Below are 11,554 nucleotides of genomic sequence, written 5' to 3'. Positions count from 1 at the left end.
CTTCTGGTTGTTTGCCGCCCTATCTCATCGCCTCGACCAGTGCGATGATCTTCCGTGCCTTCTCGAAGTGGTCGAGTCTGTGGGTCTGGATCCACCAGGTCGCCGCCTCCATCAACAGCTCGGGGTCGTCGTTCCTGTTGGCGAAAAAGGCATAGAAGGAGACACCCACCCCCTCCCCCTTCCGGGCAATTTTCTGGTGGCAGACCTGGATGATTTTCTGCTTGAGCGAGTCGCGCATGGTGACGTTCCTGCCTGATGAGTGAAATGGCGGACAGCATACCTCAGCCTGCAAAAAGGGCTCCCATTCAGGAGCCCTTTGCATGATCGATAGCATGCCACTGGGTCAGGAGAGGGCCAGCCCCGCTGAGAGCAGCAGGCTGAACAGGAAGGCGCTGATGGCTGTCTTCTTGAGGGCGCCGGTCAACACCTCACCATCGAGGCTCTCCCGCAGGGTACGGGCGGCATCGGTGAGCGGCTTCATGGCGGGCAGGAAGATCCAGGGCCAGACGCTCGCGGGCTGAGTCAGCAGGAAGGCGATGGTGGCCAGCAGCGCCGCCCCCAGCAGCCCCCAGTGATAGGCGATGGCGCGGTGGCGGCCAAGCCGCACCGCCAGGGTGATCTTGCCGCTGGCGGCGTCCGTCTCGATGTCCCGCACGTTGTTGATGTTGAGCACAGCGGTCGCCAGCAGGCCGCAGGCGGTGGCAGGCAGCAACAGGTCCCACTCCAGGTTATGGGTGAACAGGTAGTAGGAGCCGAGCACCCCCAGCAGGCCGAAGAACAGGAATACCGAGATGTCCCCGAACCCCCGATAGCCATAAGGAGTCTTGCCCACCGTGTAGGTGATGGCCGCGACGATGGCCGCGCCCCCCAGCAGGATGAACGTCAGGATCTGCTGCCAGGCCTCCCCGAAGGCGCAGACCAGCAGGGAGAGCCCGCTCACCACGGCCGCCAGCGCGGTCAATCCCATGGCCACGCACATCTGGTGGCGAGTGATGAGGCCGGAGACCACGGCGCGCTGGGGCCCGATCCGCTCCCCGTTGTCGGCACCGGAGACCGCATCACCATAGTCATTGGCCAGGTTGGAGAGGATCTGCAGCAGGATGGCGGTCAACAGGGAGAGACCCATGATGGCGCCGTCGAAGGCCCCCCGGCTGGCTGCGAGCCCCGAGCCCAGCAAAATGGAGGAGCACGCCAGAGGCAGTGTTCGCAAACGCGCCGCCAGCAACCAAACAGAGAAGGTATTTGTCATATTGTGATGGCCAAACAATCAGATATTGATCGTGTTAAGGGTTATCGAACCGGATTTCGGTATACTTGGCCCCTAGGGAGGTAGCTCCCCGGGCGATTTACATGGAAGAATGGGCAGATAATATATAGGAAATCATCGCCCTTTGGCATCAACCTGCGCCATCCTCCCCCGGAGCGATTGCGACTATCCGGCTCAGACAAGACATCCATGTTGGCTCAGACCCATCTCAAGCAACAACTGGACGCCCTGCGTCACAGCACTGTCAGCGGCTTCGTGCGGCTGCGCGTGGCGGCCAACGTCGACCTCTTCCCGGGCTGGCTGGCGGCGCAGACCCTCTACCCCCGCATCTATTGGCAGGCCCGTGGCCCCAAGAGCCCGGAGTATGTGGCGCTCGGTGCCATCCACGAGCTGACCCGGCCAGAGGATATCCAGCGAGTCTGCGATCTCGCCAATACGAGCAGTGAAGACAGCCCCCGCTACTACGGCGGCCTGGCGTTCGATCCGGCACAGCCCGGCTGGCAGGGGTTCGGCCCCTGCCGCTTCGTGCTGCCCCGTATCGAGCTGGTACGCCGTGGGGAGTGCATCAGTCTCTGCCTCAATCTCTGGTTGCCCGCCCAGGATAAGGTGCACGAGTTCGATGCCGAGCTGCAGGCGGCCGAGGCTGCCCTCGACGCCCTGCAACCGGAAGCACCCCTGCCCTCACTGCAAAAACGGTCGTGGCAGCGCCGGGATGTCCCGGGCCCGGACCAGTGGCAACGCCTGGTAGAGCGGGTGACGGACCCCGCCTTTCAGGCCCACACCCCCAAGGTGGTGCTGTCGCGGGAGAGCCTGCTCGAAAGCGAGGAGAGCATTCCCCCCCTCTGCCCCTGGTCCCTGCTGACCCAGTGGGCCCGTCACGCCCAGGAGTGCTTCCACTTCGGCTTCCAGTTCTCCCCCGAGCAGAGCTTCATCGCCTGCTCCCCCGAGCGCCTCTATCGCCGGGAGCAGTGCCACCTCTTCACCGAGGCACTGGCGGGCACCATTCGCCGTTCCGGGGACGAGGCGACCGACGCGGCCCTGGCCGCCGAGCTGCTGGCAGACAGCAAGAACCGGCTGGAAAACCGGCTGGTACACGCCGACATCCTCAGCCGACTGGCGCCGCTCACCACGGACGCCACCCTGACCGAGCCGCGCATTCTGAAACTGCGGCTGCTGCAGCACCTCAAGTGCGACATCGAGGCCGAGCTCAAACCCGGCGTGTGCGACTGGCAACTGCTGGCCGCCCTGCACCCGACCCCGGCGGTGGGCGGTGCCCCCCGCGAGGCGGCGCTCGCCTTTATCCGCGAGAGCGAACCCTATGATCGCGGCTGGTACGCTGGCGCCTGCGGCATGCTGAGCCGGGAGACCTCGGAGTTCTCGGTCGCCATCCGCAGCGCCCGCATCACGGCGCAGGGCATCAGCCTGTTTGCCGGCGCCGGCATAGTGGCAGGCTCGGAGCCCGCCGCCGAATGGGCCGAACTCGACAACAAGATCGCCAACGTGCTCTCCCTGTTGGGATAGCGTTTTTCATCGACCCCTCACCGCGAGAGCCTTATGCCCGCCAGCCAATTGCCTGAGCACCGAGCGTTTGCCAGCCAGCATGCCACCTTCAATCACGTCTGGTCTTCCCTCCTGCTGGAAGAGCTCCATCGCCTCGGCGTGCGCGACATAGCGCTGGCCTCCGGCTCCCGCTCGGCCCCGCTCACCATGGCTGCCGCCGCCCACCCCGGCTTTCGCCGTCATCTCCATTTCGACGAGCGCGGCCTCGGCTTCATGGCGCTGGGGCTGGCCAAGGGAAGCGGTCGACCGGTGGCGGTGATCATGACCTCGGGCACCGCGGTGGCGAACCTCTGGCCAGCCGTGGCCGAAGCACAGCTGACCGGTGTGCCGCTCATCATCCTCTCCGCCGACAGGCCCCCCGAACTCATCGACAACGGCGCCAACCAGGCCATCGATCAGCAGGGGATCTTCGGGCGCTACCCCGTCCATCAGCAGAATCTGCCGAGCCCCACCCCCAGTATTCCGGCCGCCTTCGTGCTGAGCTCAGTGGATCAGGCGCTGGCCAAGCAGGCACTGACCCCCGGGCCGGTGCACTTCAACTGCATGTATCCCGAGCCCCTCTATCCCGGCGAGGCGTACCTGGACTTTTCCGACTACCTGGCACCGCTCGGTGACTGGCTGCATTCATGCGAGCCCTGGAGCCCCTGGCTGCAGGGCGAGCAGCACTGCCCACACCAGCCCGACTGGGACGAGCTGCAGGGCAAACGCGGCGTCATCATCGCCGGCCGCATTCAGGATCCGGTCGAGGCGCAGAGGGTGGTCCAGCTGGCCGAGCGCCTCGGCTGGCCGTTGCTGGCGGACTTGCAGAGCCAGATCCGCTTCGACAGCCGCAATCTCATCCACATGGATCTCGCCCTGCAAAACAGCGGCTTCGTGACCGAGCTGGCCCGGGCCGAGGTGTTGTTGCAGTTCGGTGCCCGCCTCATCTCCAAGCGGCTCGGGCAGTTCATCAAGCAGCACCCCTGGCAGGATTACTGGCTGGTAGACCCGCAACCGGCCAGGCTGGATCCGGACTACCGGCTGCGTCGCCGGCTGGTGTGTACACCCAGAGCCTTTGCCACGGCTCACCCGGTGAACCATCGCCATCTGCCCTGGCACCGGCTGGCGGAACGCCAGCAGGGCATCAGCCAGCAGGTGCGCAGCGCCTGCGATCGCTTCTCCGAACTCGGGGTCTGCCATCGGCTGAACCGGCTCATCCAGGGCCAGCTGTTTGTCGGCAACAGCATGCCGGCCCGGCTGATGGACATGCTTGGCGAAACCGGTACGGGCCCCAGCAGGGTGATGACCAACCGCGGCGCCTCCGGCATCGACGGCCTGATCGCCACGGCCTTCGGTTTCTCCCTGTCGAGGGATGAGCCGACCACCCTGCTGCTCGGCGATCTCAGCGCTCTGCACGATCTCAACAGCCTGGCCCTGCTCGGCAAGGGGAGCCGGCCGTTGGTGATAATCCTGCTCAACAACGACGGCGGCAGCATCTTCCGCATGCTGCCGGTACCGACCAGGGACTCGCTGCTGGAGACCTACTACTGCCTGCCCCACGGCCTGCACTTCGAGCACGCCGCCGCCATGTTCGGCCTGAACTATCGGGCACCGACCACCCTCGACGAATTTGAGCGGGACTACGCCACCGCGCTGAAAACCGGGGCAACCCTGATTGAAATCAAGGTGCCGAGCAACGAGGTAGCCGAGGATCTCAAGGCACTGGGAAGCGTAATCCGTGGCAGCTAGTGCCGACCAGCCGACGCTGGTGCTGCTGCACGGCCTGCTCGGCGACGCCGACGACTGGCGGCCGGTGATCGCAGCCCTGCCGGAGATCGAATGCCACGCGCTGGATCTGCCGGGCCACGGCCGCAGCAAGGCGCGGCGGGTGACCGGCTTCGAGCAGGCCCATGAGTGGCTCTGTGACGAGCTGGCCGCACGCGGCATCGAGCACTACCGGCTGGCAGGCTATTCCCTGGGGGGGCGGCTCGCCCTCTATCATGCCAGCCAGTCCCCCGCCGGGTTGCAGGCGCTCTTGCTGGAGAACTGCCATCCGGGCCTGCCGGAGGCCGAGCGGGCCGCCCGACTCGCCCACGATGAGGGCTGGGCCCGACGCTTCGAGCAGGAACCCCTGCCCCTGATACTGGCGGACTGGTACCGGCAGGGGGTGTTCGCCGATCTGGACGAGACCGCCCGTGCCCGCCAGGCAGCCCGCCGCCTGGGCAACGAGGGCCCTGCCATCGCGACCATGCTGCGCGCCACCTCCCTTGGCAAACAGCCGGATCTCGTCCCCTGGCTGAGCCATACCCGATTGCCGGTGCGCTGGATCTCCGGCAGCCGGGATCACAAATTCCATCGCCTGGCTTGCCAGCTGGTCAAGCAAGGCTGCAATATCAATCACTTGGCTTTGGATGGCGGGCACAACCTGCACGCCAGCCAGCCCGACACCTTTGCCCGGCTCCTGCGGGAGTGGGTCAACCAACCAGAAGAGAAGAGTCATGACTGACGCAATGACGGATGCGCAACCCCATGCAACCGTCGCCCCTGACAGGATTGCCCGGCTGACTGCTACCACACCAGAAGGAAAACACCATGATTGAGGCAATGACGGAAGCGGAACTGTACGCTCCCATTGAGTGGCAGGATTGCTCCGCCGGTTACGAGGACATCCTCTATCACAAGTCCCTGGATGGCATTGCCAAGATCACCATCAACCGTCCCCAGGTGCGCAACGCCTTCCGCCCCCGCACCGTGAAAGAGATGCTGCAGGCCCTGGCCGATGCCCGTTATGACGATCATATCGGTACCATCATCCTCACCGGTTTTGGCGAGAAGGCCTTCTGCGCCGGTGGCGACCAGAAGATCCGCGGCGACTACGGTGGATACCGTGACGACGAGGGCACTCACCACCTCAACGTGCTCGACTTCCAGCGCGACATCCGCACCTGCCCGAAACCCGTGGTCGCCATGGTGGCCGGGTATGCAGTCGGGGGCGGCCACGTGCTGCACATGATGTGCGACCTGACCATCGCCGCCGACAACGCCCAGTTCGGCCAGACAGGTCCGAAAGTCGGCTCCTTCGACGGCGGCTGGGGCGCCTCCTACATGGCCCGCATCGTCGGTCAGAAGAAGGCCCGCGAGATCTGGTTCCTGTGCCGCATGTACGATGCCCAACAAGCGCTCGACATGGGGCTGGTCAACACCGTCGTCCCCCTGGCCGAGCTTGAGCGGGAAACCGTGCGCTGGTGCCGCGAGATGCTGCAAAACAGCCCCATGGCGCTGCGTTGTCTGAAGGCCGCACTGAACGCCGACTGCGACGGCCAGGCAGGCTTGCAGGAGCTGGCGGGCAATGCCACCATGCTGTTCTACATGACCGAAGAGGGTCAGGAAGGGCGTAACGCGTTCAACGAGAAACGCCGTCCCGACTTCTCCAAATACAAACGGAATCCCTGATGACACTCGCCCTCTATCGCTACCAACTGCCCTTTACCCAGCCCCTGACCTTTCACGGCAAGGTGGAGGTGGCGCGAGAGGGCCTGTTGGTGCGCATTGGCGATGGCTGGGGGGAGATAGCCCCCCTGCCCGGCTTCTCCAGGGAGAGCCTGGCCGAGGCGCAAACCGAGAGCCTCGCCTGCCTGGCGCAACTGGCCCGGGGGCAGACCATGACCCCCCGGCTGCCCTCGGTTCAATTTGGTCTGGACTGTGCGCGGCGGGTCTGGCCGGAACAAACGGCGGCACTGCCCGACCCCTATCCCCTCATTCAGGGCTCCCCTCAGGAACTGCTCAAGAACTGGAAGCAGTGGCTGCACGAGACACCCCTCAAGGCCAAGCTGAAGGTGGCTCGCTACCCCATGCGGGACGAGCTGGCGCTGATCCGCCTGCTGCTCGACAGACGCCCCAATCTCAAGCTGGTCCTGGATGCGAACCAGGGCTGGACCCGCGAGGAGGCCTGGGCCTTCTGCGGCCACCTGGATCCGAACCGCATCGAATACCTGGAAGATCTGTGCGCCGACTTCGAGGACATCGCCTTCGTCGCCAGCCGCACCGGCATGCCGGTGGCGCTGGACGAACTGCTGGCCCAGGGCAAGCCCTGGGAACCCATCCCGCAACTGCGCGCCCTGGTGCTCAAGCCGACCCTACTCGGCTCCCTGGCCAACAGCGAGGCCCTGGTGGCCCGTGCCCGCGAGCTTAAGCTGAAGGTGATCGTCTCCTCCTGTTTCGAGTCCGGTATCGGCCTCGGTCAGCTCGCCCGCCTCGCGGGGGAGTGGGCGCCGGATCAGGCCCCCGGGCTGGACACCCGACGCTGGCTGGCAAGGGATCTGCTGGACAAACAGGGTCAACCCGACCCAAGTCTGATGGAACCTCTGTTTCACCGTGACTGAAGGAGCCCCCATGCCGCCCGCCTGTGCAGCTGATGCCTCACTGGCAGCCTGCCCGGTGCGCCACTGGGCACAGGCGGCCCCCGGGCGCATCGCCATCCACGGCCACATCTCTCTCACCTACCGGCAGCTGGATACTCGGCTAAACGGCCTGTGCCGACAACTGGCACAGGCAGGATTGAAGCCGGGTGATCGCCTCACCGCCGTGGTGCGCGGCGCCCTGGAGGATGTGCTGCTGGCCTGGGCCTGCGTGCGCAGCGGCCTCGTCTTCTGCCCGCTCAATCCCGCCTTCCCCCTCGTCAGACAGGCCGAGCTGGCGCGACAACTCGAGGTGGTCGCCTGCTGGTCGGCGGGAGAGATGCCACCCGGCCCCTGGCGGCGGCTGCAACTGGAGTTCGAGGCCGAGGGGGAGCCCACCCCCGAGCCTCTGTGGCTGGATCCCAACCGGCCGAGCAACATGATCCTCACCTCGGGATCCAGCGGCAGCCCCAAGGCCGTGGTGCACCGCCTCGCCAACCACCTCGCCTCGGCCCGGGGCTCGACCACCCTGATCCCCCTCGATGGCGACTGCGGCTGGCTGCTCTCCCTGCCGCTGTTCCACGTGGGTGGCTACGCCATCCTGTTCCGGGTCTTCCTGGCGGGGGCCAGCCTGGTGCTGGACGATCGCACCCAGCCCCTCAAGGAGCGGCTCGAGCGCCAGCCCATCACGCATCTCTCGCTGGTGCCGACCCAGCTCTGGCGCCTGCTGGCGCAAGGCTTCGACCCCGCTCGCACCCGCTTGCGCGAGCTGCTGCTCGGCGGCGCCGCCATCCCTGAGCCCCTGGTCAACCAGCTCAAGGCCCTGGGGTTCACCCCCAAGTCGAGCTATGGCCTCTCCGAGATGGCCAGCCAGGTCTGCACCGGCCAGCCTGCCGGTGCCGGGGTAGTGGGCAAGCCCCTGCCCGGGCGGGAGGTCTGCATACGGCAGGGGGAGATCTGCGTGCGCGGCGATACCCTGTTTGCCGGCTATTTCCAGGCCGGAGCGCTGGTGCTGCCGCTGGATGAGGAGGGCTGGTTCCACACCCGGGACAAGGGTCACTTCACCCCGGACGGCGAGCTGGTGGTGGAGGGGCGGCTCGACAACCTCTTCATCTCGGGAGGGGAAAACATCCAGCCCGAGACCATAGAGCAGCGCCTTGTGGATCACCCCGCCGTGGCCCAGGCCCTGGTGGTGCCCATCCCCAGCGCACAGTGGGGGCAGCGACCCGCAGCCTTTATCGACTGGCACGGAGAACCTGTTCCCCACGCCGAGCTGGCCGCCTGGATCAGAGCAACACTGCCCGGCTTTATGGTGCCGGATCGCTGGCTGCCCTGGCCTGATCTGACTGGCAGCCTGAAACCCTCCCGCACCCTGCTCGCCCGTACCCTGCGGCAAGAGGAGTGACGTAGCCCCCCATATGGGGCTGAGTCCTTGCTATCAACACAGTCCCTTTTGGGGCTGTTTTTATGTTGTTTCCTCCCGAATACATGGTTCCTCGGCGCCATCTGGCGCGTTGATATTCTTTTGGAGCCCAATACCCTGTCTGGTCCCCACGTCACTCCATCCACCAAAGGGATCATGATGAATCACCTCTCTACCCGGCTGCTGCTCCTGGCAGCCCCCGGCCTGCTCGCCACCTCGGCGCTGGCCAGCTACTCCCCCGACTGGCAACAGTATCAACTCATGGGCGAAGCCAGCCGTCAGCTGGGGGATCGTCTCACCGAAGTGACCTACGAGCTGAGCGCCCGCAGCACCGACGCCCCCTATCAGCAGCTGAGGGTGTATCGCCGCTTCGACTGGCGCGAGGCCAACCTGGCGGCCCTGGCAGAGCGGCAGTGTGGTGAACCGCAACTCAAGATCGAGCAGGGCTGGCAGATCCGCTACCTCAGCTGTGAAGAGGTGGTGCCGGCCGGCAAGGCCGTCCCGGCCAGCAGCTATGACTTTGGCTACGGCATGAAGCAGGGCCGCTGGGAGCCACTGGCAGGCACCCCGACCGCACCGCGTCAGGATCGTCTGCCGCTGGCGGAGCGGGTCATCCTGGGTCACAGCGAGCAGGAGCTGGATCGCTGCGAGCTCAACGCCGAAGGTCGCTGTGCCGATCAGGCATGGCAGTACCAGCCCCGAGACTGGCAGCAGTTGAAGGTGCTGGAAGAGACCCCCAACGAACGGGATGGCAAGCTCGAGCAGATCTTCTTCCGCCTGCAACCCATCGCAGGCAGCCAGGCCGCCCGTCAGGTGAGCGAGCTGCACGTCTGGCGCCAGTACAGCTGGCAGCTGGACGAGACCAAGACACAGCAGGAGTGCGATGAGCCCCAGACCCGCCAGGAAGGGGACAAGACCATCAGCTACCGGGTTTGCCGCCAGACCCTGCCCGCCGGCAGCGAGGTACAGGTAGTACTGAAAGACACCGGCTATCAATACCCGGTCGGTGGCAGCGAATGGCAGACACTGCCGGAAACCGACGAGTGGCAGGAGAGTCGGGTGCTCAATCGCCCCATCGTGCTGGCCAGCAAGGAGGAGCAGCTCGACTGCCGCCGCGCCGATGGTCGCGCCTGCTCCGAGCCGGAACAACCGGGCACGGATCTGCTAGATGCCGACGCCGCCAGGATAGTGCAGGATGCCAGCGGCCAGCCCGCTCCCGTCTGGCAGGAGAACTATGGCCACGATGACACCAAGCTGCTGGCCGTATCCCGTGGTATCCAGAGCCTGCTGGCGGCCAATCAGCCCGCCCATCCGGCCATGAAGCTGCTGCTGGAATACGTGCGCGCCCACAACTATCACAACCATGGCAAACACAAGGAAGACGGCCCGGCCGCCGCCGAGGCACTGGCCGAGGCGCTGACCGCGCTCGGCGCCCATCCGCTGCTCTACCCGGAGCAGGCCAGCGATGAGGTGGGAGCCGTCATGGGCGCCTGGAGCATAGCCCTGCATGGCCAGTTCAAGAGCCCGGCGGTGCAGAGCCGGTTTGGCACCCTGCTCGGCCAGCTCAACCAGATGCTGGCCTACAGCACACAGCATGCCAGCGAGATCAACGGTCAGCATGCCTGGGCCACCGGTCTGTTCGATCTGCTCAACTTCCTCGACTTCGCCAGCGACCATAGCGACGCCTTCGCCGCCGACTTCCGCCAGCAGGATGGCGAGCTGCGCAAACAGCTGCACGCCCTCGGCATGAGCGAGCTGTCGCTGTGGCAAGGACGGGATGGCAAGGATCTGTTCCTGCTCAACAACGTGCTGGATGCCTACACCCGCCTCTATCGGGTCACCCGCTATACCCGTCCGGACGAGAGCGAAGGCTATCGCACCCTGCTGGATGGCTCAGTCATCGAGCTCATCCGTCATCACGGCCTGATCCCGGGTGGCCAGCAGAGCCAGGATCTGCTGGAAGAGATGTCACTGACCCTCTCCACCTACTACCTGACCTACACGGATCGCACCAGCGAGGCCTGCATCAGCGGTGACTTTGCCGGACTCTGCACCCCGATCAGACTGGAGGATGTGCTGCCGTTCGAGCACACCTGCTCGCCGACCCTGCGTCTGCGGGCCCAGGAGCTGAGCCAGGATCAGGCCGACGGCATCTGCCGCGAGCTGGGTGCCGAGGAAGAGCAGTTCCATCAGCAGATGGAAACAAGCTGGCAGCCGGTGGCGGACGATCTCAACGAGGCACTGGAGCTGGTGATCTTCGACTCCTCCGCCGACTGGAAGCGCTACGGCAGCGCCCTGTTTGGTGGCGTCTCCACCGACAACGGCGGCATCTACATCGAGGGGGATCCGGCCCGTCCCGGCAACCAGGCCCGCTTCTTCGCCTATGAGGCAGAGTGGAAGCGCCCGGCCTTCCAGGTGTGGAACCTGCGCCACGAGTACGTTCACTACCTGGATGGTCGCTTCAACCAGTACGGCAGCTTCGGCCACTACCCCCTCAATCGCACCACCTGGTGGTCGGAAGGGCTGGCGGAGTTCATCGCCCACGGTCAGTGCTTCGCCCGTGGCCTGGACAACGTCGCCGGTCGCCCGGCGGCCGAGCGACCAGCCCTGGCCGACATACTGCACCTGGATTACGACAAGGGGGGCGAGATGGTCTACTCCTGGTCCTATACGGTGCATCGCTTCCTCAGCGAGACCGGTCGCGGTGCCAGCTGGCTGGCCATGGCCCAGGCCCTGCGCAACCCGGATCAGCAGCAGGCGATGAGCGCCTTCGAAGCCGAGCTGGATGCGCTTATCGCCAATGACAGCGAGGCCTACCAGCAGTGGCTCGGCCGCGAGCTGCTGCCCTGGTGGGAAGCCAACAAGGAGTCTGAGGAGTGCAAGGCGAACGACTCAGCCCATTGAGGGTGAGCCATGAATGAGGAAGGG

The 11,554-nt window shown here is 65.6% G+C and carries 9 protein-coding genes; 7 read left to right on the top strand and 2 right to left on the bottom strand.

The features are described 5' to 3' along the window. Positions 1-19: 19 nt before the first annotated feature. Positions 20-238, bottom strand: a complete 219-nt coding sequence (locus tag BN1127_RS10425; protein ID WP_005327038.1) for a DUF6500 family protein — start codon at positions 236-238, stop codon at positions 20-22. Positions 239-343: 105 nt separating this feature from the next. Then, positions 344-1,249: a 1,4-dihydroxy-2-naphthoate polyprenyltransferase gene (locus BN1127_RS10420; protein ID WP_042649392.1), complete on the bottom strand. Its 906-nt coding sequence runs from the start codon at positions 1,247-1,249 to the stop codon at positions 344-346. A gap of 207 nt (positions 1,250-1,456) precedes the next feature. Here BN1127_RS10420 and BN1127_RS10415 point away from each other — a divergent pair, with 207 nt between their 5' ends. The 7 genes from BN1127_RS10415 to BN1127_RS10385 all read left to right on the top strand — a co-directional run bounded on the left by BN1127_RS10415 (position 1,457) and on the right by BN1127_RS10385 (position 11,530). Continuing rightward, positions 1,457-2,788 carry an isochorismate synthase gene (locus BN1127_RS10415; protein WP_042649391.1) on the top strand — a complete coding sequence of 444 codons (1,332 nt, stop codon included), beginning with the start codon at positions 1,457-1,459 and terminating at the stop codon, positions 2,786-2,788. A gap of 33 nt (positions 2,789-2,821) precedes the next feature. After that, a complete protein-coding gene (gene menD / locus BN1127_RS10410; protein WP_042649390.1) occupies positions 2,822-4,555 on the top strand; it encodes a 2-succinyl-5-enolpyruvyl-6-hydroxy-3-cyclohexene-1-carboxylic-acid synthase in 1,734 nt (577 codons plus the stop codon). Next, the gene (gene menH, locus BN1127_RS10405; protein WP_042649389.1) at positions 4,545-5,312 is read left to right on the top strand and encodes a 2-succinyl-6-hydroxy-2,4-cyclohexadiene-1-carboxylate synthase; all 768 of its coding nucleotides are present in this window, start codon (positions 4,545-4,547) and stop codon (positions 5,310-5,312) included. Before menD ends, menH begins: the two co-directional genes overlap by 11 nt. An 86-nt stretch (positions 5,313-5,398) precedes the next feature. After that, complete coding sequence (gene menB / locus BN1127_RS10400; RefSeq protein ID WP_005329409.1) at positions 5,399-6,259, top strand: 1,4-dihydroxy-2-naphthoyl-CoA synthase; 861 nt, start codon at positions 5,399-5,401, stop codon at positions 6,257-6,259. Then, a complete protein-coding gene (gene menC / locus BN1127_RS10395) occupies positions 6,259-7,188 on the top strand; it encodes an o-succinylbenzoate synthase (RefSeq protein ID WP_042649388.1) in 930 nt (309 codons plus the stop codon). Before menB ends, menC begins: the two co-directional genes overlap by 1 nt. A gap of 10 nt (positions 7,189-7,198) precedes the next feature. Beyond that, positions 7,199-8,608: an AMP-binding protein gene (locus BN1127_RS10390; RefSeq protein ID WP_042649387.1), complete on the top strand. Its 1,410-nt coding sequence runs from the start codon at positions 7,199-7,201 to the stop codon at positions 8,606-8,608. A gap of 177 nt (positions 8,609-8,785) precedes the next feature. Then, positions 8,786-11,530, top strand: coding sequence for a collagenase (locus BN1127_RS10385; protein ID WP_042649386.1), 2,745 nt, complete (start codon positions 8,786-8,788; stop codon positions 11,528-11,530). The last annotated feature ends 24 nt before the right edge of the window (positions 11,531-11,554 follow it).

It is taken from the genome of Aeromonas media, assembly GCF_000819985.1.
GTDB lineage: Bacteria > Pseudomonadota > Gammaproteobacteria > Enterobacterales > Aeromonadaceae > Aeromonas > Aeromonas media.
Note: the sequence above shows the minus strand (reverse complement) of the source record. Positions and strands in the feature narration are given on the sequence as shown.

Excerpts from the sequence above, each read along its gene's own strand:
- menC (WP_042649388.1), top strand. The coding sequence starts at position 6,259 with ATGACACTCGCCCTCTATCGCTACCAACTGCCCTTTACCCAGCCCCTG.
- BN1127_RS10425 (WP_005327038.1), bottom strand. The coding sequence starts at position 238 with ATGCGCGACTCGCTCAAGCAGAAAATCATCCAGGTCTGCCACCAGAAA.
- menD (WP_042649390.1), top strand. The coding sequence starts at position 2,822 with ATGCCCGCCAGCCAATTGCCTGAGCACCGAGCGTTTGCCAGCCAGCAT.
- BN1127_RS10415 (WP_042649391.1), top strand. The coding sequence starts at position 1,457 with ATGTTGGCTCAGACCCATCTCAAGCAACAACTGGACGCCCTGCGTCAC.
- BN1127_RS10420 (WP_042649392.1), bottom strand. The coding sequence starts at position 1,249 with ATGACAAATACCTTCTCTGTTTGGTTGCTGGCGGCGCGTTTGCGAACA.
- BN1127_RS10390 (WP_042649387.1), top strand. The coding sequence starts at position 7,199 with ATGCCGCCCGCCTGTGCAGCTGATGCCTCACTGGCAGCCTGCCCGGTG.
- menB (WP_005329409.1), top strand. The coding sequence starts at position 5,399 with ATGATTGAGGCAATGACGGAAGCGGAACTGTACGCTCCCATTGAGTGG.
- BN1127_RS10385 (WP_042649386.1), top strand. The coding sequence starts at position 8,786 with ATGAATCACCTCTCTACCCGGCTGCTGCTCCTGGCAGCCCCCGGCCTG.